The sequence below is a fragment of the Mammaliicoccus sp. JADD-157 genome (assembly GCF_049310805.1).
GTDB classification, from domain to species: Bacteria; Bacillota; Bacilli; order Staphylococcales; family Staphylococcaceae; genus Mammaliicoccus; species Mammaliicoccus lentus.
Genome location: NZ_JBMOVZ010000001.1, coordinates 257,371 through 277,822, shown reverse-complemented (window position 1 = coordinate 277,822; position 20,452 = coordinate 257,371). Strand labels below are relative to the sequence as shown.

20 protein-coding genes are annotated in these 20,452 nt (G+C 32.4%); 5 read left to right on the top strand and 15 right to left on the bottom strand.

Annotated elements, in window-relative coordinates; genetic code table 11:
* Positions 1-14 precede the first annotated feature (14 nt).
* From ACO6VN_RS01375 to ACO6VN_RS01315, 13 genes are all read right to left on the bottom strand, one after another.
* Positions 15-779 carry a tyrosine-protein phosphatase gene (locus ACO6VN_RS01375; protein WP_257504232.1) on the bottom strand — a complete coding sequence of 255 codons (765 nt, stop codon included), beginning with the start codon at positions 777-779 and terminating at the stop codon, positions 15-17.
* Complete coding sequence (locus tag ACO6VN_RS01370; protein WP_422404140.1) at positions 779-1,465, bottom strand: polysaccharide biosynthesis tyrosine autokinase; 687 nt, start codon at positions 1,463-1,465, stop codon at positions 779-781. The genes ACO6VN_RS01375 and ACO6VN_RS01370 overlap by 1 nt, the downstream gene beginning before the upstream one ends.
* Positions 1,466-1,483: 18 nt before the next feature.
* On the bottom strand, positions 1,484-2,152 hold the full coding sequence (locus ACO6VN_RS01365; RefSeq protein ID WP_070045318.1) for a Wzz/FepE/Etk N-terminal domain-containing protein: 669 nt from the start codon (positions 2,150-2,152) through the stop codon (positions 1,484-1,486).
* A 325-nt stretch (positions 2,153-2,477) separates the two neighbouring features.
* Positions 2,478-2,867, bottom strand: a complete 390-nt coding sequence (locus ACO6VN_RS01360; RefSeq protein WP_422404139.1) for a tautomerase family protein — start codon at positions 2,865-2,867, stop codon at positions 2,478-2,480.
* A 27-nt stretch (positions 2,868-2,894) separates the two neighbouring features.
* Positions 2,895-3,734, bottom strand: coding sequence for a class II fructose-1,6-bisphosphate aldolase (fba, locus tag ACO6VN_RS01355; protein ID WP_064211647.1), 840 nt, complete (start codon positions 3,732-3,734; stop codon positions 2,895-2,897).
* A gap of 27 nt (positions 3,735-3,761) precedes the next feature.
* On the bottom strand, positions 3,762-4,760 hold the full coding sequence (gene iolG / locus ACO6VN_RS01350) for an inositol 2-dehydrogenase (RefSeq protein WP_422404398.1): 999 nt from the start codon (positions 4,758-4,760) through the stop codon (positions 3,762-3,764).
* Between the two features lie 10 nt (positions 4,761-4,770).
* A complete protein-coding gene (locus ACO6VN_RS01345) occupies positions 4,771-6,360 on the bottom strand; it encodes a solute:sodium symporter family transporter (RefSeq protein WP_017000290.1) in 1,590 nt (529 codons plus the stop codon).
* A 58-nt stretch (positions 6,361-6,418) separates the two neighbouring features.
* Positions 6,419-7,303, bottom strand: coding sequence for a myo-inosose-2 dehydratase (gene iolE, locus ACO6VN_RS01340; RefSeq protein WP_017000289.1), 885 nt, complete (start codon positions 7,301-7,303; stop codon positions 6,419-6,421).
* An 11-nt stretch (positions 7,304-7,314) separates the two neighbouring features.
* On the bottom strand, positions 7,315-8,334 hold the full coding sequence (locus ACO6VN_RS01335) for a Gfo/Idh/MocA family protein (protein ID WP_422404138.1): 1,020 nt from the start codon (positions 8,332-8,334) through the stop codon (positions 7,315-7,317).
* 16 nt (positions 8,335-8,350) lie between these two features.
* Positions 8,351-10,264 carry a 3D-(3,5/4)-trihydroxycyclohexane-1,2-dione acylhydrolase (decyclizing) gene (gene iolD, locus ACO6VN_RS01330; protein WP_369964700.1) on the bottom strand — a complete coding sequence of 638 codons (1,914 nt, stop codon included), beginning with the start codon at positions 10,262-10,264 and terminating at the stop codon, positions 8,351-8,353.
* 14 nt (positions 10,265-10,278) lie between these two features.
* A complete protein-coding gene (iolC, locus tag ACO6VN_RS01325) occupies positions 10,279-11,238 on the bottom strand; it encodes a 5-dehydro-2-deoxygluconokinase (RefSeq protein WP_422404137.1) in 960 nt (319 codons plus the stop codon).
* Between the two features lie 15 nt (positions 11,239-11,253).
* On the bottom strand, positions 11,254-12,072 hold the full coding sequence (iolB, locus tag ACO6VN_RS01320; protein WP_422404136.1) for a 5-deoxy-glucuronate isomerase: 819 nt from the start codon (positions 12,070-12,072) through the stop codon (positions 11,254-11,256).
* Positions 12,073-12,087: 15 nt separating this feature from the next.
* Positions 12,088-13,542, bottom strand: coding sequence for a CoA-acylating methylmalonate-semialdehyde dehydrogenase (locus ACO6VN_RS01315; RefSeq protein WP_422404135.1), 1,455 nt, complete (start codon positions 13,540-13,542; stop codon positions 12,088-12,090).
* Positions 13,543-13,746: 204 nt separating this feature from the next.
* Between ACO6VN_RS01315 and ACO6VN_RS01310 the strand changes: the two genes are divergently transcribed.
* Entirely contained in the window at positions 13,747-14,502 is a 756-nt protein-coding gene (locus ACO6VN_RS01310; protein ID WP_017000283.1) for a DeoR/GlpR family DNA-binding transcription regulator, read from the top strand.
* 272 nt (positions 14,503-14,774) lie between these two features.
* Here ACO6VN_RS01310 and panC read toward each other — a convergent pair whose 3' ends face one another.
* Both panC and panB read right to left on the bottom strand, forming a co-directional pair.
* A complete protein-coding gene (panC, locus tag ACO6VN_RS01305; protein WP_422404134.1) occupies positions 14,775-15,617 on the bottom strand; it encodes a pantoate--beta-alanine ligase in 843 nt (280 codons plus the stop codon).
* Positions 15,614-16,423 carry a 3-methyl-2-oxobutanoate hydroxymethyltransferase gene (panB, locus tag ACO6VN_RS01300; protein WP_194200662.1) on the bottom strand — a complete coding sequence of 270 codons (810 nt, stop codon included), beginning with the start codon at positions 16,421-16,423 and terminating at the stop codon, positions 15,614-15,616. Before panB ends, panC begins: the two co-directional genes overlap by 4 nt.
* Positions 16,424-16,484: 61 nt before the next feature.
* Here panB and ACO6VN_RS01295 point away from each other — a divergent pair, with 61 nt between their 5' ends.
* The 4 genes from ACO6VN_RS01295 to ACO6VN_RS01280 all read left to right on the top strand — a co-directional run bounded on the left by ACO6VN_RS01295 (position 16,485) and on the right by ACO6VN_RS01280 (position 20,442).
* Complete coding sequence (locus ACO6VN_RS01295; RefSeq protein WP_422404133.1) at positions 16,485-17,345, top strand: oxidoreductase; 861 nt, start codon at positions 16,485-16,487, stop codon at positions 17,343-17,345.
* 69 nt (positions 17,346-17,414) lie between these two features.
* Complete coding sequence (locus ACO6VN_RS01290) at positions 17,415-18,287, top strand: SDR family oxidoreductase (RefSeq protein ID WP_064205268.1); 873 nt, start codon at positions 17,415-17,417, stop codon at positions 18,285-18,287.
* 288 nt (positions 18,288-18,575) lie between these two features.
* A complete protein-coding gene (locus ACO6VN_RS01285; RefSeq protein ID WP_194200660.1) occupies positions 18,576-19,613 on the top strand; it encodes a quaternary amine ABC transporter ATP-binding protein in 1,038 nt (345 codons plus the stop codon).
* On the top strand, positions 19,606-20,442 hold the full coding sequence (locus tag ACO6VN_RS01280) for an ABC transporter permease (protein ID WP_064205266.1): 837 nt from the start codon (positions 19,606-19,608) through the stop codon (positions 20,440-20,442). Before ACO6VN_RS01285 ends, ACO6VN_RS01280 begins: the two co-directional genes overlap by 8 nt.
* Positions 20,443-20,452: the final 10 nt, after the last annotated feature.

Sequence of the window (20,452 nt, the reverse complement as noted above, 5' to 3'; positions counted from 1 at the left end):
TCACCGTTTTCTTCTTAAAATAAACCAAGGAATTTTTTTCTCTCATACTTTAATGGTTTTTGGATTAAAATCTTTTTGTTATTAATAATAGCTTCATTATTTGTTAATAAATCTTCTATATCGCTTTTTAGATATTTAATCTTTGGGGTTGTAAATAAATTATCAAACCCAAAAGGTCTCTTCTCTGCATGGTGTGCATCTGAAGCTATAAAATGTACCAATCGATGCTCAATCATCTCTATAGATATTTTTTGTACACTTTTCCCAAAATCTCCAGTTAGCGATGAGGCCGTTATTTGACTCAAAGCGCCTATATTTATAAGTTCGAACAACAAGTTAATATCTTTAGCAATAGCTTTATTTCGCTCTGGATGTGCAATAATAGGTACAAACCCTTTGTTTTGTATTTCATATATTAATCTTGTTGCGAAAGCTGGTATATGATCTGAAGGAAGCTCTATGAGTAAATATTTAGAGTAATGAAGACCTTGAATATCTTTATTTTCTATATCTGTTAATATGTCATCTGTAACGCGAATTTCTTGTCCAGGATATAAATCAATACTTAGTTGTTTAACTTCAGGATTTTCTTTTAATTCTTTTAATAAATTTTCTACTTTTGGGAATTCATTTTGATATCTCGGATGTAAGTGATGCGGTGTGACTATAATGCCTTCGATACCTTGTCGTTTTGCTTGCCTTAATAATTCAATCATCTCATCAATACTTCTAGGACCATCATCTACGCCTACTAATAAATGATTATGTATGTCTATAATCATTCTTCTTCACCATAATAACTATAAGTAGTTGAATCATTATCTTTTGTTGCTTTATTTAGAACAACACCTAATATTTTAGCGCCAGCTTTTTCAATTAATTCTTTACCTTTCTTAATTTCATTTCTATCATTTTTCCGAACATCAATTACATACACAACATACCTTGCAATTTCAGCAAATAATTGTGCATCTGTAACTGCATTAACTGGTGGCGTATCAATGAAAATATAATCATATTCTTCTTTTAGTTCTTCAATTATTGATATTAAATTTTCTGAACCTATTAATTCAGAAGGATTTGGAGGTATTGGTCCTGAAGTTATTAAATCTAAATAACCAATTTCAGTAGATTTTATTGATTGATGTATGTCTGAATTATTCACGATTAAATTTGAAAGTCCATCTAAATTAGAAGTATTAAATAAATAATGTTGAGTAGGCTTTCTCATGTCTCCATCAATCAATAACGTTTTATAACCAGCTTGAGCGCATGTAATAGCAACATTAGCAGAAACTGTAGATTTTCCTACATTTGCTTTTTCGGAAGTGAAAGTCACAACTTGTAAATTTTCATTAGCTACTGAAAACATAATATTCGTACGAATACTTTTGAATTTTTCACTAATTACCGACCGTGGTTTATCAAGCACAATTAAAGCATTATTTGCCTTGCTTCTTTTCATATTTTATTCCCCCCTTCGTTATTGGTTAAAATCTTGTATTGTCCCAAGAACTGGCAACCCAAGAATTTCTTCTACATCACTTTCCGTCTTTATACGTCTATCAAGTAGTTCTTTTAAGAAAGCAATAACTAAAGCAGAAATAACGCCTAAAAATGTAGCAATTACTCCATTAGTAAATGGTTTAGGAAACACTTTAACACCTGTACCCCCTGCGTTAGACAAAATAGAAACATTATCAACGCTCATTATCTTCTTAATATCTTTCTTAAATACATTTGCCACTTCATTTGCAATGATGCTTGCTTCTTCACTGTCCTCATTCTTAATCGCTATATTAAGAATTTGTGAATCAGCTTGATTACTAACCGTTAACATCGCTGAAATTTCTTCACTAGAATATCTGTCTTTTAAATTATGAGAAACTTTATCCAATATTCTAGGGCTTTTAATAATTTCAGAATATGTATTTATGAGTTGTAAATCAGATTGGACTTGTTGAGCAAATAATTTAGAGTCTGATTCCTTTTGATTAACCAATACTTGAGTTGAAGCAGAATACTTAGGCGTTAAAATAAAAAAAGTTATAGCCATGCTTAAAATAAATAAAGATATCGGTATAAAGAGTATCCATTTCCAATTCTTCTTTAAAATATTTAACACCTTACGCAAATCAATCGTTTCTTCCATACTAACCTCCATAAATTTTTATAATGTACTTTAATACAAATAGACATTTCACAATTTAAAAATCACATTAACTTATAAAAAAAGAATTATGCTTTCCATAATTATGCAATGTAATTCCATAAATTTCAATATTTTTACAATAATTTTATATAAAATATTCTTATGAATTTTATAATAAATCCAAACATAAAATTTATAATTGTATAATATTAATATACAATTCTTGTTAACCATAAATTACAAAATTTTGATGAATTTAAATAAAAAAATTCCTATTAGATTTAAAAATCTAATAGGAATTCTTATTCAAGTGAAGAATATTAAATTAAAGAGAACCATTTAAAAATTGTGCTTCTCCATTAAAGAAACTCCAGTTTTCATCTGTATTTTCTATTAAACTAAACATTATATCTTCTTTACGTATACCTACTTTGTCATGAAGTTCATTTACCACTTCGCTATAAAATGATAGTTTTTGTTTTTCTGTTCTCGGTCTTGTGATAATTGTAAAAACAATCACTTCATTTGTTCGTTCTACACCTAAACCTGTATCCAAAATTTGCATTTCATAATCTTCATGTTGATTAACTATTTGATATCTATCTCCTTCAGGTGCATCAAATGTCGATAACATTACTTCGTAAGAGATTTCTAATATTTGTTTAATTTCTTCTTTCGTTCTTCCTTTTATTAAATCAATTTTCATTAAAGGCATAATGTTTTCCTTCTCTCTATATAATTTTTATACACGATTATGAGATGTACATTTATGAATAATAGATTTAACAGTTTCTATTATAGCTTCTTTACTTGGATTTAAGATTTGTTGTGGATTAAACAATGACACGTCTTCATTAAGAGTTTGTCTTATTTGGTTACTCCAAGCTATATTGATTTCTGTATTAAAATTAATTTTTGCATGACCTAAATGTATTGCTTTTAATAAATCTTCGTCTGAAATACCTGAAGCACCGTGTAATACTAGAGGTATATCAATAGCCTTTTGTATTTCTTCCATTTCGGTAAATCCTAAATCTGGTTCTCCTTGGTACTTACCGTGTACTGATCCTAGGGCTGGTGCTAATGTATCTAATTTTGCTTCTTTAGCTAAATTAATACAATCATCCAAGTCTGCATATTTTACAGTACCAATAATGCCGTCTTCATTACCTCCTATTGCTCCAACTTCACCTTCTACGATGACGTTATTTTTATGTGCATAATCAACAACTTCTTTTGTTTGTTTAATATTTTCATCAATTGATAATTTTGATCCATCAAACATCACAGAGTCATATCCAGCATCTACTGCTTTTTTACAATTTTCTACAGTCAAACCATGATCTAAATGAATAATAACCGGTATCGTGATATCCATTGCTTTAATTTTATTTTTAATTGTTGAACATATAAATTGATAACCACCAAGAAATTCAATCACCTTATCAGTAGTTCCTAATATAATGGGGGAACGTGTTTCTTCAGCTGCCTTCAAAATACTTTCTATCCAAATTAACCCATTTACATTTATTTGAGGTATTGCATAATGTTCTTGCTTGGCTTTTTGTATAAATGAATTCATTTATTAGCGTTCCACCTTTCTTTCTATTTATATTCTTTTTGGTTGATTTGATATAAGCGATTCTTTACATTTCAAGGCGATTTGTTGTGCTTTATATCCATCTTCTATTGAACATAATACATCCGTGTCATTAAGAATTGCATCTATAAAGCCATCCATTTCTACTCTGTAAGCATCACTATATCTTTCTAAAAAGAAATAAGGAGGATTATCTCTTCTGATGCCATCTGTACGATGATAATTCAACGTTGAAGATTGTTCATTACCTACATCTATAGCGCCATTATCACCTAAAATTTCTATACGTTGATCATATCCGTAAACACTTCTTCTACAATTTTCAATCATAGCAATTGAACCGTTTTCGAATTTTAATGTAATCAATGCAGTATCTATATCATCGTATTCTGCAATTTCAGGATTCACTAGTGCCTCTCCAGTTGCATAAACTTCCACAATTTCCGACTGCATTATATACCTTGCCATATCAAAGTCGTGAATAGTCATATCCATAAATAATCCACCAGAACGTTTTATATATTCAATTGGAGGCGGCTCCGGATCTCTTGAAGTTATTCTTAATGTTTGAATTTGCCCTAATTCACCTTTGCTCAAAATATTTTGAAGTTGCTTAAAATTTTTATCAAATCTTCTATTAAAGCCCATTTGAAGTTTTATGTTAGATTTTTGTACCGCTTCAACTGCTTCTTCGGCTTCTTCTAAAGACAAGCTAATTGGTTTTTCACAAAAAATATGTTTACCTTTTGCCGATGCTTCCTTGATAATATCAACGTGCGTGTCTGTAGGTGAACAAATGACAATAGCATCTACTTCTGGGTCATTAATAATATCTTTATGATCTTTCGTTTTATTTTGAATACCCGATTTTTCAATCCATTCTGACATCTTGTCGCAATTTAAATCTGAAATCCATTTAATCTTTACATCTTTATGTGTTCGTAAATAATTAATGTGTAATTGGCCAATTCTACCAGCGCCAATCACTCCGAATGTTAGTGTCATAATTTTCCTCCTATTAAGCTAAACCAAGTGGTGAGAATAAGATATAAGTTCCGATTACAACAATTATGATAATACTGCCTACTATATATCTATATTTCCAAGGCGTAATATCTACTTTTGCGTAATTAACACTGAAATCAAACTCATCTGAAGGTTTTAATTTGTTAAATAACATTACTACAAATAAATCTATGAAGAATAATACGCTTAATACGTATAAATAATGTATATCTGTTAAAACAACTTTTGAAAGCGCATACACTACTATGTGTAAAATAAACATCACTTTAGCACCAAGATGTGATGTACGTTTAACGAAAAACCCTACAAGTATAAGAACTAATAATGGCATGTTATAAATACCATTAAATTCTTGTACTACAGCATATAGGCCTTGTGGAAATATCGAAATCATTGGCGCAATAATTACAACAATAATTCCTACAAGAACTGTTACTATTCTTCCTACTCTAGAAACTTGTTTATTTGTTGCTTCTTTATTAATAACGGATTTATAAAAATCAAGTGAGAATAATGTTGCTGTACTATTTAGTGATCCTACAAATGAACTTAAAATCGCACCAAAAATAACTGCACCAAATAATCCATAAGCCCAACCTGGTAATACTTCGTTAACTAACATAGGGTACGCATTATCAGGATTTGTAACTTTATCACCTAACATATTGAAAGCTAACACTCCTGGGAATACTAAGAATAAAGCTCCGAAGATTTTAAATACACCAACATACATCGCACCTTTTTGAGCTTCTTTTAAGTTTTTACCTGCTAATGCTTTTTGAACAATCATTTGGTTAGTACACCAGAAGAATAAGTTATTAAAGAACATCCCAAAGAACAATGTTGGCCAAGGTACGATATCTGAGTCTATTGCACCAATTGAATTTAATTTTTCAGGCGTGTTTTGAATAACTTTATCGAAACCTTTTAACATACTGCCATCACCAAATAGAATCAACCCTAAAATTGGTATAGCAAGCCCACCTATAATCAGTCCAACACCATATATAGAGTCACTGTGAGCACTTAATGAAAGTCCTCCAATGAATAAGTATAGAATTCCGAAGATACCTATAAACGTTGAAATTAATACAACTGCAGTCATATCACTTATATCTAACATTTCACTAATGTTAAATATTTTATTAAATACAAGTGCACCTGAATATAGAACAACTGGTAAGAAAGATACAACATATGTAAATATGAATAGTAATGATACCAGTCTCTTAGTAAAAGTATCGAATCTCATTTCAATAAAATCAGATATCGTATCTACACCATATCTAAAGTATCTTGGTAAAAACACAAGGGCTAATATTACAATTGCAACTGCTGCAGTTACTTCCCAAGCCATTACTTCCATACCTGCCATGAAACTTTGACCATTTTGTCCTACTATTTGTTCAGTAGATAGGTTGGTCATGATGATGGTAGAAGCAATTGTAAAACCAGTTAAACTTCTACCACCCATGAAGTAACCATCAGAGTTTTTCGTGTTAATTTTTCTACTTCTTAAAAACGCATATAACCCAACTAGTAGTATTACTACTATAAATGAAATTGCTGCAAACATACTCATGATAACTCTCTCCCCTTTGAAGCATAGATTACTCCTAATCTTTTATATTACTGAGTCGTTATTGATATTGAGACATATAATCTTTTGCTTTTTTAGCGTATATAAACGGATTTGCTAATGATGGATCTTGTTCAGCTTCAACAACTATCCATCCACTATAATTTGATTGATATATAAGGTTTAAGATAGGTTCAAAATCAATTACCCCGTCCCCTGGGACAGTGAACATACCTTTTCTAACACCATCTAAAAAGCATTGGTTATCTTTATCTACTGCTTCTGTAATTTCTTGTCTTACGTCTTTAAAGTGAATATGTTTAATTCTATCTTCGTATTTTTTAAAAATTTCTATAGGATCTTCTCCTGAAACGACAAGATGACCTGTATCAAATAAGAGAGAAACGTTATCTTTGTTTGTTCTTTCCATTAACTCATCAATTTCTTCTGTAGTTTGTACACCAGTCCCCATATGGTGATGGTATACAATTTCCATATCTTTTTCGTGAGCTAGTTTACCTAACTTTTCTAAACCTTCTATCAATAACTTCCATTCTTCCTCTGTGAAAACGGGTTTTTCTTTAAATAATGCTTTGTCTAATTTTCCTTGAATACTATTACCTTGCTCAGAGACTACAATAACTTTGGCTCCCATTTCATATAGGAAATCTCTATGTTTAATAAATGCCTCTTCCGTCACTTCATATGGCTCAGATGTTAAGTACAAGCTAATCCATGCACTAGCTACTGATAATCCTCTTGGTTCAAGGTAGGACTTTAACACTTCAGGGTCTCTTGGATATTTATTGCCTATTTCTGTGCCTTCATATCCTGCTAGCGCCATTTCACTTATACATTGTTCGAATGAATTGTTACTGCCTAGTTCTGGCAAATCATCATTCGTCCATGCTATTGGAGCGCATGCATAACGAATATCTCTAGTCATTCTGTTTCACCTCATAACGTAATAATGTTCTTAGTTTCAAATGATTCTTGCATGGCAATTGCGACTTGTGTACTTTTCAGACCATCTACACCTGTAACAGATGATTTTTCTTTATTTTTAATTGAGTTAACGAATGTATTCAATTCATTAATAAATGCAAATCTGAATCTTTCTGGGAAATGACCTGATGTAGGTCTTACAACACCATTTTTATCATATAAAGTTACTAGATTTTTTTCTGGTGCATTACCGATTCTAATCATGCCTTCAGTTCCAATTATTTCTGTTTCAACATGGTAACCATGGTGAGCATTTCTTCCCGCTAAAAAGTAGGCGATTGTTCCATCTTCTAGTTCTGATAAACATGCCCCTGTTTCTAATTCTTCACACTCAGAAAGTTCAGGTGCTGCGATGTTATTTCCTAGGGAATAAACAGTTTTAAATTCTGAACCAGTAAACCATCTCACTAAATCAATATCATGTATTGACATGTCTAAGAAAATACCACCACTTGCGCTGTTTTTAGCAAATTGTATAAAGCTATCTAAGCCTGCGCTCGGATCAATACCATAACAACGCATTGCTGTAATTTTTCCTAAACTACCACTATCTACCGCTTCTTTTGCATATAAATATGATTCATCAAATCTGCGCATGAATCCTAATTGGAATACTTTGTCTGGGTTGTCATTAATTTTATCTACTACTTGTCTAATGTTTTCTAACTCTAATCCGATTGGTTTTTCAGAGAAAACATGTAAACCTTTTTCGAGTGCTTGAGTGATTTGTACTGCATGAAATCCACTTGGAGAAACAATCACAACAGCATCTAATTCATCATTTTCAATCATTTCACTGTAAGATTTATAACAATTTTTAACGCCCAACTCTTCTTTTGCATACTCTAATTCTTTATCTACTACACTTGCGACTGCATATAATTCAGCATCATTAACATGATTCACAATATTTGATGCATGAACTTGGCCAAGTCTACCTAGTCCGACTTGACCTATTTTAATTTTCGTCATAGCTTTCGCCTCCGTTTTAATAATGTTTCGCTGTTTTCATTACTTTTTCTTTATTTGAAAATGCTTCTTGAATGGATGGCTTATCACTATACTCAGAAACACCTACATTCCAAAACGATTCATATCCATCTGTCATAGTTTTTGGTAATGTTTTAATTTCAATTAATGTAGATTTCGTTTCTTTTTTCGCTTGTTCTATAGCTTCTGCTAATGACTCCACATTATTTACTCTATAAGATATTGCGCCATAACCTTCAGCAACTTTTTTATAATCTATATTCAATATATCTCCGTTGTAATCTGTAAATTCAGTACAGAAACTTTCACTACCGTTATCCATTTGTAAATTGTTAATACAACCAAAACCACTGTTGTCGAATAAAATAATATTAATTTTATAGTTATATTGAAGTGCTGTTATTAATTCTGAATGCAACATTAGAAAACTTCCGTCTCCAACTAGTGCATACACTTCTTTATCTGGCTCAGAAATTTTAGCCCCAACTGCTGCACCTATTTCATATCCCATAGTTGAGTAACCATATTCCATGTTATAAGTGTTGAAAGCATCTGTTTCCCATAATCGTTCTAAATCACCAGGTAATGAACCTGCTGCTGCGACAATAATTGCATCCTTATCTAATGTTTTATTAACTTCTATTAATGCGTTCGTTTGTGGTAATTCAGTCTGCAATGTTTCCACGTATTTATTTATTTTTTCTTTATCAAAATGGTCAGCGATTTCAGGTATATAACTAGCATCATTTATATTAATTTCAGCTAATCTATCGCGTTCATTGTTCCATTGATTTTTAATATCGCGAACAGTATCCTCTGTATTAAATTGATGATTCTTCAATTTTTCCATTAATTTAGCTATAGATACCTTTGCATCACCAACTACTTGTGTCGCATCTAATTTGTATGCGTCTACTCTATTCACATTAATATTGATAAGTTTTGCAGAATCGAAATTTATAGCTGTCTTAGAACTCGTTGTAAAATCAGAGTATCTCGTACCAATGCCTACAATGACATCAGCATCTTTAGCATAAATGTTTGCTGCTAAGTTTCCTGTAACACCTAAACCACCTAAATTTAATGGATGAGAAGTTTCAATTGTTGATTTACCAGCTTGTGTTTCAGCCATAGGTATATTATGCTTTTCCATCAATTGTTTAATTTCTTCTTGAGCTTCTGAATATTTAGCACCGCCTCCAACTATTAATAAAGGCTTTTTAGCATCTTTAAGAATTTCAATAGCTGCTTCAATAGAACGTTTAGACGGTTCTAATCTATCTACATAATGTACACGTTTCTCAAAGAATGTCTCAGGAAAGTCAAATGCTTCTCCTTGTACATCTTGGCTTAAAGCTATCGTTACCGGCCCAGCTGTTTGTGGGTTTGTCATAACTTCAAATGCTCTAATTAAAGCTGACATAATTTGTTCCGGTCTCGTTATGCGATCAAAATATCTAGATAAAGGCTTCAGTGCATCGTTAGTTGTGATACCAATGCTTTGAGGATTTTCTATTTGTTGTAGCACTGGATCAGGTTGACGTGTAGCAAATGTATCACCAGGAAGGAATAAAACTGGAATATGATTAGCTGCTGCAGTACCAGCAGCGGTAACAAGATTGGCTGAACCTGGTCCAACAGAACTTGTTACAGCAAATATTCTCTTTCTTAAACTTTGCTTACTAAAACCAATTGCAGTATGAGCCATACCTTGTTCATTTTTACCTTGAATAATTTTTAAATCTTCTTGGTATTTTGATAGCCCTTCGCCCATACCAAGTACATTTCCATGTCCAAAAATATTCATTACACCTTCTACAAACTGTATCTCTTCTCCATCAACATAAATATATTGTTTCGTTAAAAACTTAACGATAGCTTCACCTGTCGTTAATCTCACTGTATTGACCATGTTTCAACACCACCTTATGATTGTTCTTTAATTAAGTTTTCTATTTTTTCTACAGTAGGCATTGCTTCTGACGAACTATGACTACTTACAACTATAGCTGCTGATGCCGCGCCATATTTCAGTGCTTCTTCTACAGTTTTGCCTTTTACGAGTGCGTATATAAATGCTGCTGCATATGAATCTCCAGCACCAAATGTTTTTACAACATTAGCTTTGAATGCTTTTCCTTCATAAACGTTACCTTCTTTATCAAATGCAAAAGAACCTTGCACACCATGTTTAATGACAACTAAATTTGGTGTTTTTTCAAATAATACGTTGCTAATTTCTTGATCTGAAATGTTTTGATAGCGTTCAACCATATCAAATTCATCTCTCGTACCAATAACAACATCTGATTGTTCAGCAATTAATTCATAGTAAATTGATGTTTCTTCTGTATTCGCCCAGCTATAAGGACGATAATCTAATTCAAAAATAACTTTTACATTATGCTTTTTAGCAATTGATAAAGCTTTTAAGACCGCTTCTCTTGATGGTGATTGTGACAGCGCAGTTCCAGAAATGAGCAAATATTCCGAATTTTCGATGTATAATTCATCAACATGTTCTGGAGCAAGATATAAATCAGCTACTTCTTCTCTATACATCAAGATGCTTGATTCTTTAGGACTTTTTATTTCTGTGAAAGTTAAACCTATTTTATGACCATCTTCATCTACATGAATTTGTGAAGTGTCTACGCCTACTTCCTTAAAATAGTTTGTGACAAATCTTCCATGTTGATCATCAGATACATTGGCAATCATTCCAACATCTAATCCTAATTTTGAAGCACCAATCATTATATTTGCTGGAGAACCACCAACATATTTACTAAATGTCGATGTTTCTTCCATTGGTCTATTGATTTCTTTTGCATTTAAATCTACTGCAGCACGACCGATTGCTACGATATGTTTCTTATTAGCCATTTATGTGCACTCCTTTTATTTGCGATCAATAATCCATTCGTGATCTGGTTGATTATAAAACTTCCAAACTTTTTTAGGTCCTGCCATTATATTTAAGTAATAACCATCGTATCCATCAGGAACAGCTACCGGATGATAACCTTCAGGAACTACGACAACATCGCCATTTTCAACTGTCATAGTTTCGTCTAATGATAAATCATCTGTAAATACTCTTTGGAAAACAAAACCTTTACTAGGGTTCATTTCGTGATAATAAGTTTCTTCTAATAATGACTCATTTGGTAAATTATCTTGGTCATGTTTATGTGGAGGGTAACTAGACCAATTTCCTTGATCTGTATAAACTTCCACAACTAATAATTTTTCGCTCGCTTTATGCGTATCTGGCAATATATTGTGTACATGACGTTTATTCGAATATTTACCTCTATCTTCAACAGAGTTTTCACTTGCTGGTATTAATTGTGTTGGTCTTTCTTCATCTGCAGGTGAATAGCATAAAATCACTCTTGCGTCTTTAGTTGCTTTAATTTTTATATTGTGATTTTTAGAAATATAAACGCTATCTGTTGGGATTCTTTCGAATACTGAATCTCTTGTACCTAAATCATCAAAAGTTTCGTTTCCATCTGAAACATTTATTTTTCCTGTTAAAGCTACAACACATAATTCAAAATCCTCAGTTGATTCTTCGTAAACGCCATTTGCTTTAATATCTAATATTTTCAAACCTATATAATCTAAATTTATGTCATTTGGTTTTAAATCGTGTATAACTTGTACATCATCACTTAATGGATGATGTACAGGTTTATTTAATAATTGAGCCATCTCTATATTCACTCCTTAAAATTGTGGGTCTCCGTGACGTGCTGTAACGACTTTTCTATGTGTATAGAATTCAATACTATCTTTACCATTAGCATGTAACGATCCATAGAATGAAGATTTCCATCCTGAGAATGGGAAGATTGCCATAGGAGCAGGTACACCTAAGTTAATACCTAACATTCCTGCATCAATATTTTCTCTAAAGTATCTGATTGAAGAAGCACTATCTGTAAATAAGCAAGCACCGTTCGCAAATTCAGATTTATTCGCTAATTCGATACCTTCTTTTAAATTTTTAACTTTAACTAATGATAGTACTGGCGCGAAGATTTCATCTTGCCATAATTTCATATCAGTTGTTACATCTTCAAAAATCGTTGGCTTCACGAAATAACCATCCTCTTTATTGCCTTCTCTACCGTCTAGAACAAGAGTTGCGCCTTCTTTTACACCTTCATCAACGTATTCTATAGTTCTTTCTTTATTTTCTTCTCTAATAACAGGTCCTAAAAATACGTTATCTTCTAATCCATTACCGATTACAATATCTTTAGAAGCTTGAACTAATTTCTCTTTAAATTCGTCGTAAACATTTTCTTGTACTGCTACAACTGCTGCTGCCATACAACGCTCACCCGCTGAACCAAATGCTGCACCGATTACATCTTTAACAGCTGTATCAATATTTGCATCGTTCAATACAATTGTGTGGTTCTTAGCGCCTGTTAAACATTGAGCACGTTTTAAGTTTTCTGTAGCTTTTTTATAAACGTATTCTCCTACTGGTTTAGATCCTACGAATGAAACAGCTTTAATATGTTCATTTTCACAAATTCCATTAACAACATCGTGTGCACCATGAACAACATTAAATACACCTTTAGGGAACCCTGCTTCTTCAACTAACTCTGCTAATTTATTAACAAGTAGTGGTGTCTTTTCAGAAGGTTTAATTATAAATGTATTACCTACTGAAATAGCCATTGGGAACATCCAACATGGAACCATCATTGGGAAGTTAAATGGTGTAATACCACCAACAACACCTACTGGATATTTATAACTTGTACCTTCAATGTTAGTTGCAATACTTGATAAAGAATCACCCATCATTAATGAAGGTGTACCCGCTGCAAACTCAACATTTTCGATACCTCTTTGTACTTCACCTAAAGCTTCAGTTGTGTTTTTACCATTTTCTTTAGTTATGATTTCCGCTAGTTCATCTTTATTATCAATGAGTAATTGTTGTAACTTGAATAATAAGCGAGCACGTTTTGGAACAGCTACTTCTTTCCATTCTTGAAAAGCATCATGTGCTATTTGTGCTACTTCATCTAATTCTTCACGTGTTGAAAGTGGAACCTTTGCAATCACTTCTTTAGTTGCAGGATTTAAAACATCCAGTGTTTCTGTACTCTTTGATTCTTTCCATTCACCATTAATATAGTTCTTCAATATTTCTGCCATTATAAAATCCTCCAATTAATTTTTATAAGTAACCGCTTACAATGATACTTAAAAAAATGAGCATATTTTGATAATCTATTGGTTACTTCTTGGAATTATCTTATAATATTGTGAATAGTATGTCAACTTTTGAGTAAGTCTTTATATATTAGGTTGTTTATTTTCCGAAAATTGGGTATATTGTAATAAATGGGGGAATCATATATGAAATCTAAACGTATTTATGAAATTGAATCTTTCATAAAAGAAAATAAAACTGCTTCTATAGAAGAATTGAGACAAATATTTAAAGTTTCAATCAATACAATTAGACGCGACGTTAATCAACTTGTAGATATGAATGTCGTCAAGAAAGTCTATGGTGGTATAGAACTCATTGAAGACTCGCATAGAGCTGTAGATTACTATAAGAGAAATATTGAAAACTACAAATCTAAAAAGCATATCGGAGAACTAGCATCTAATGAAATTAAGACTAACGACATTATATATATCGACACAGGTACAACAACGATACATATGCTAGATTATGTAGATAAAAATCTGACTTTTACTATCATAACTAATAGCTTGGACATTATGAATAAAGCATCACAGTTTGATAATGTCACATTATTTATTATTGGAGAAAAATATAAACCTAGAACTCGATCCTTTATAGGCATTGGTTCTAATATGTTATTGGAAAAATTCAATATTAATAAATGTTTCATGGCAGCAACAGGCGTTAATGTTCAAAATGGATTATCTAATTCAGAAATGGAAGAAAATTTAATAAAACAATATATTACTAGTAAAGCAAACGAGACATATATATTGGCTGATCATAGTAAAATGGGAAAATCCACTTTACTAACATATTGTGATTTAACCGATATTAATAAGATGTTTACCGATAAACTTCCTCCAAAAGATATTAATCAGTTTTGCAACGAACAAAACATTTCTATTCATTTTTAGGAAGTGACATATAAAGTTCATCGCAACTTAAAAAAGCTCCATCTAACCTTTTCACTCTAAAAGTTGATTTGTTGGATGGAGCTTTTTTGTATTTGAGTCATGCTATTGATAAATAAGGCTGTATTTTCGTCATTATATTTTCGTATATGCAAAATACGGGCCAATAATTATAAATTATCGAACCGCAAATCAGAAAAAAGCAGTAGAAATCTGGTTTTGACCATGATTTCTACTGCTTTTTATTTTACTAAGTATTTCTCTCCACTAGTATATTATATAATCACATTATCTATCAATCGTGCTTGTGAGAATTTAACGGCTAATGATATGAAGATTTGTCCATTAATGGTTTGTTGTTCTACGAGTTCGGGATAGCTATATACTGCGACTTCTACTATCTCTCCGCTCACATTTTTTTCTAAATATGTTGTAATAGCTTCTATTAACACGTTGCTATTTCTTTCACCTGCTTCATATAGTTCTTTAGCTTTTTGTAAGCTTTTAGATAAATGTATTGCTTCTGTTCTTTCTTCTTCTGTTAAATATACATTTCTTGAGCTTTTGGCTAAACCGTCTTCTTCTCTGACTATATCAATAGGTACAATTTCTATATTATGATTAAAGTCTTGGACCATTTTTTCGATAATGGCTAATTGTTGTGCATCTTTTTTCCCGAAGTATGCTTTTGTGGGTTCTATTATGTTAAATAATTTATTAACGACTGTTACTACACCGTCAAAATGTCCTGGTCGTTTCTTACCTTCCAATACAGTAGCTAAATATCCTACTGTAATAGACAAACTTAATTCTCCTGGATACATTTCATCTACTGTGGGATGGAAGACATAATCTACACCTATTTGTTTCAGTTTATTTAAGTCTTCTGCAAAAGGTCTTGGATAATCGTCAAAGTCTTCGTTTGGCCCAAATTGTAATGGATTTACGAATATACTCACGACTGTTATGTCATTTTCTTGAATAGATTGTTTCATCATTTTTAAATGACCGTCATGTAAAGCACCCATCGTTGGTACAAGTCCAATGGTCTTATTTTGTACTTTATATTTTGAAGAAATATTCATCATTTCTTTTATATATTCAATTACTTGAGTCACTTACCTGTCTCCCCCATCACTTTCTTTTTATACGTAAATTCTTCTGAAGGGAAAGCGCCACTCTTAACTTCTTTATGATAATTATTTAACGCATCTACTCCAGTTGAAAAGTCTCCATATTGTTTAACGAACTTAGCAACATGTTCTGAACCGTAGTTTAATAAATCGTGATATACCAATACTTGGCCATCTGTTCCTTTACCTGCTCCGATACCGATAACAGGGATAGTCAGCTTTTCACTAATGACTTCTGCTAAGTCACTCGGTATTGCTTCTAATACAAGCATAACTGCTCCTGCTGCTTCTACTTCTTGTGCTTGTTTAATTAACTGTTCTGCATCTTCTTTAGAACTTGCTTGTAACTTATATCCTGTTATGCCAACACTTTGTGGTGTTAATCCTAAGTGGGAAACGACTGGTACGCCGATTTGCGTGCAACGTTCGATTAAATTTGTGTGCATGCCTTCTATTTTGATGGCATTCCCTTTTGTTTCTTTATATAAATCAATAGCATTTTTGATATCTGTTGCATCGTCTATTCCGATAGCGCCAAATGGAACATCAACTACTACAAAAGTATTTGGTGCACCTCTTCTTACTGCCTTAGCATGATGAATCATATCGTCCATCGTTACTTCAACTGTACTATCGTATCCTAGTACAACCATGCCTAATGAATCCCCGACTAATATCGTATCAATTTGTGCTGCTTCTGCTTGCTTAGCACTTGGATAATCATACGCAGTAATCATTGAAATTTTTTCTGTTTGTTCTTTCATGGCTAACAATTCTTTAATTGTTTTCATCCCGTACCACCCTTAAATTTTTGTTATTATATATATAATAACACCGAAAGGAAAATAATAAATGAAAAAGTTTGGAATAATTGGTCCAGGCGCAGTTGGTACAGCAATTGCTTTTGCCTTACTAGAAAACGCTCTTGATGTTACATTATTAGGCAGAGAAAATTCAGAAGTTCAATTTCAAGATTACAATGAGCAAGCAATTCATACATTGCCCGTAGCGTCACTTAAATCCTCAACAGAAACATTTGATATTTTATTTATAGCTGTTAAGACTACTCAACTCGATCAAATTACACCTCATTTAACAAATATCACACATGATAAAACAGTTATTATACTAACTCAGAACGGTTATGGTCAGCTTAAACAGATTAACCATTCTCATGCATATCAAGCGGTTGTTTACATTAGTGGTCAAAAAATAGATCAACAAGTTACCCATTTTAGAGATTGGACATTAAAGTTACCTATCAATAATGATACTTTGTTACTAAAGAGTTTAACTAAAGATAGCATTTTAAATATTGAATGTATCGAAGACTACTACGAACAAGTTTGGTATAAGCTACTCGTCAATTTAGGTATTAACACTGTAACAGCTATAACTCGTCAAACAGCAAAAGTACTCAAATCAGATGGTATAGAAAATCTTTGTCGCAACCTTTTAATAGAAGGAAGACGAATTGCTTCTGCTGAAGGTATTCATTTTAACGAGCAATTAATTGATAGTATCATGAATATTTATGCAGGATACCCAGATGATATGGGTACCAGTATGTACTATGATGTCATCAATCATAAATCACTTGAAATTGAATATATTCAAGGTTATTTGCTAGAACAAAGTAAAAAACATCAACTTTCAACACCTCTAATAGAAAACTGTTATGCAATATTAAATACATTTCAACCTGAAGCCTAAGCTGTTTTATTTTTCATTGACCGGGTATGTTAAATAATAACCATTAAATGAAAAGGTGATGATTTTTACATGAAAGATAAATTTGAAAAGAAACATGAAGAAATCGAAGGTTACACGCAAGATGTACAACCAGGCGTTGAACATGAAATGGAACCGAAGCCTATTATAGAAGATGAAGATTATAAAGCTGGCGGCAAATTAAAAGGTAAAGTTGCTTTAGTGACCGGCGGAGATTCTGGCATTGGAGAAGCTACAGCTATTTTATTTGCTAAAGAAGGCGCTGATGTTGCGATATCTTATTATGACGAAGATACTGATGCGCAATACGCTATAAAAAGATTACAAGAAATCGGTGCGAAAGCTAAAGCTTATTCACACGATCTAAAAAAAGACAATCATGCAGAAGAATTAGTAAATAATGTGATACAAGACTTTGGCAAAATTAATATCCTCGTTAACAACGGTGGTATTCAATATCCACAAAATAATTTTGAGGATATTTCTAAATCACAATTACAAGAAACATTCGAAACAAACTTTTTCGGAATGTTCTATTTATCCCAGGCAGTCTTACCGCACCTTAATAAAGGCGATGCTATCGTTAATACAACGAGCGTAACAGCATATCGAGGTTCGGCTCACCTTATTGACTATTCAGCTACTAAAGGTGCTATCGTATCATTCACAAGATCACTTGCAACTACACTAGCTGATAAGGGTATCCGAGTGAACGCTGTTGCACCTGGTCCGATATACACACCATTAATTCCAGCTACATTCGATGAAAGTAAAGTTGAGAACGCTGGATCTGATACGCCACTAGGTCGAAGAGGACAGCCAAGTGAAAACGCCCCTGCCTATGTATATTTAGCATCACAAGATTCCACTTATGTAACAGGACAAGTAATTCATGTAAACGGTGGAGACTTCATGACAACTTAATAATTACACTGAATTTTAAAAAAATTTAAAGAAAAAAATTCTTTTTTCAAAGCGCTTATTTTAAATATGAAGAAACACGTCTTTATGTCTAAAAATTAAGCGCTTTCTTTATTGTTATTAATACTGGTTTGAGCATTTAATATCTTATAAAATTAATTAACTTTTTATGATTTTTGCACGTAATAATTTAAGTTTAATACGTTATAAATTGTGCAATATCAATTTGACTATAAAATTTTACTGTGCTAGTGTAATATAAGTCGATTAAATAGATAAGGACTGGTTATTTTGAGCAATATACAAATCAAAGACGTTACAAAAGTTTTCGGCGATTACAATGACCAAGTTAAATCACTATTAAAGGAAAATAAGTCAAAAGACGAAATCCTTAAAGAAACTGGTTCTACTGTAGCCGTTAAAAACGCTAACTTTACTATTGAAGATGGTGAGGTATTCGTAGTCATGGGGCTTTCCGGGAGCGGTAAATCAACGCTAATTCGCTTGATTAACCGATTAATAGACCCAACTGATGGCGATATCTTAATCAATTCAAATAATATTTCTTCTCTTAACAAAGAAGATTTAAGAAACTTCAGAAGAGATAACTTAAGCATGGTATTCCAAAGCTTCGCATTATTCCCCTTCAAAACTGTTGTAGAGAATGTTGCTTTTGGTTTAGAAGTTAAAGATGTTCCGAAAAAAGAACGATTAACAAAAGCTGAAGAATCATTAAAATTGGTTGGACTTGATGGTTACAAAGACCAATATCCAAATCAATTATCTGGTGGTATGCAACAACGTGTTGGTTTAGCTAGAGCTTTAGCTAATGACACAGATATCCTATTAATGGATGAAGCTTTCTCAGCATTAGACCCATTAATTCGTAAAGAAATGCAAAATGAACTATTACAATTACAACAAGATATGAAAAAAACAATTGTTTTCATTACACACGACCTAGACGAAGCACTACATATCGGGGATCGTATCGCATTAATGAAAGATGGTGCTATCGCTCAGGTTGGTACACCAGAAGAAATCGTTATCAACCCTGGTAACGACTATGTTAAAGATTTCGTTAAAGACATCGATCGTTCTAAAGTATTAAAAGTTAAACATATTATGGATTCAGTAGAAAATGTTGAAATGACAGACGATAAGACTTTCATAGATGCAGAATCACTACTGTTTGAAACATTTCCACATTTCAGAACGGGAACACATGAACTTTGGATTAAAGAGAACGACAAAATTATTGGTAAATTAAACTTCAAAGAAGTATTCGATGTGTTAGCTCAAGGAAATGAGGTGATGGATCATGCTTAATCTATTACCTATCTTACCTCTTGGTGAATGGGCAGATTCGTTTGTTGAATGGTTAACTGATACGTTTAGTTTTATTTTTGATCCTATTAAAACGTATTTAGGAAACTTCATGCAGTTCATCATTTCATTATTAGATTTGTTACATCCATTCGTATTTATCATCATTGTTATGATATTAGCTTACTTCATTATGAATAAGAAAATCGTCGCACCTATTCTTGTAGGTATCGGTTTGCTCTTTATTTATAACCAAGAATTATGGGATCAATTACTGAATACAATGACGTTAGTTATTATCAGTAGTTTATTATCAGTTATTATTGGTGTTCCACTTGGTATTCTAATGTCTAGAAGTGATCGTTTCCAAGCAATTATGAAACCAATATTAGACTTTATGCAAACAATGCCTGCATTTGTTTATTTAATTCCAGCAGTAGCATTTTTCGGTATTGGTATGGTTCCAGGTGTATTCGCTTCTATTATCTTTGCGACACCACCTACTATCCGTTTAACAAACTTAGGAATTAGACAAATATCTGCAGAACTAATTGAAGCAAGTGACTCATTCGGTACGACTTCAATGCAAAAATTAATTAAGGTACAACTCCCTCTTGCTAAAGCGTCAATTATGGCCGGTGTTAACCAAACTGTCATGTTAGCTTTATCAATGGTTGTTATAGCATCAATGATTGGGGCACCAGGTTTAGGTAGAGACGTATTAAGTTCTCTACAACGTGCAGAAGTAGGAACAGGATTTGTAGCAGGACTAAGTATCGTTATTCTTGCTATCATCATTGACCGCTTCACTCAATCATCTAAAAACAAATAAACTTAGGAGG

Bases quoted from the DNA above. Each gene is read 5' to 3' on its own strand.
- ACO6VN_RS01370 (WP_422404140.1), bottom strand. From the start codon at position 1,465: ATGAAAAGAAGCAAGGCAAATAATGCTTTAATTGTGCTTGATAAACCA.
- ACO6VN_RS01365 (WP_070045318.1), bottom strand. From the start codon at position 2,152: ATGGAAGAAACGATTGATTTGCGTAAGGTGTTAAATATTTTAAAGAAG.
- ACO6VN_RS01360 (WP_422404139.1), bottom strand. From the start codon at position 2,867: ATGCCTTTAATGAAAATTGATTTAATAAAAGGAAGAACGAAAGAAGAA.
- fba (WP_064211647.1), bottom strand. From the start codon at position 3,734: ATGAATTCATTTATACAAAAAGCCAAGCAAGAACATTATGCAATACCT.
- ACO6VN_RS01345 (WP_017000290.1), bottom strand. From the start codon at position 6,360: ATGAGTATGTTTGCAGCAATTTCATTTATAGTAGTAATACTACTAGTT.
- iolE (WP_017000289.1), bottom strand. From the start codon at position 7,303: ATGACTAGAGATATTCGTTATGCATGCGCTCCAATAGCATGGACGAAT.
- ACO6VN_RS01335 (WP_422404138.1), bottom strand. From the start codon at position 8,334: ATGACGAAAATTAAAATAGGTCAAGTCGGACTAGGTAGACTTGGCCAA.
- iolD (WP_369964700.1), bottom strand. From the start codon at position 10,264: ATGGTCAATACAGTGAGATTAACGACAGGTGAAGCTATCGTTAAGTTT.
- iolC (WP_422404137.1), bottom strand. From the start codon at position 11,238: ATGGCTAATAAGAAACATATCGTAGCAATCGGTCGTGCTGCAGTAGAT.
- iolB (WP_422404136.1), bottom strand. From the start codon at position 12,072: ATGGCTCAATTATTAAATAAACCTGTACATCATCCATTAAGTGATGAT.
- ACO6VN_RS01315 (WP_422404135.1), bottom strand. From the start codon at position 13,542: ATGGCAGAAATATTGAAGAACTATATTAATGGTGAATGGAAAGAATCA.
- ACO6VN_RS01310 (WP_017000283.1), top strand. From the start codon at position 13,747: ATGAAATCTAAACGTATTTATGAAATTGAATCTTTCATAAAAGAAAAT.
- panB (WP_194200662.1), bottom strand. From the start codon at position 16,423: ATGAAAACAATTAAAGAATTGTTAGCCATGAAAGAACAAACAGAAAAA.
- ACO6VN_RS01295 (WP_422404133.1), top strand. From the start codon at position 16,485: ATGAAAAAGTTTGGAATAATTGGTCCAGGCGCAGTTGGTACAGCAATT.
- ACO6VN_RS01290 (WP_064205268.1), top strand. From the start codon at position 17,415: ATGAAAGATAAATTTGAAAAGAAACATGAAGAAATCGAAGGTTACACG.
- ACO6VN_RS01280 (WP_064205266.1), top strand. From the start codon at position 19,606: ATGCTTAATCTATTACCTATCTTACCTCTTGGTGAATGGGCAGATTCG.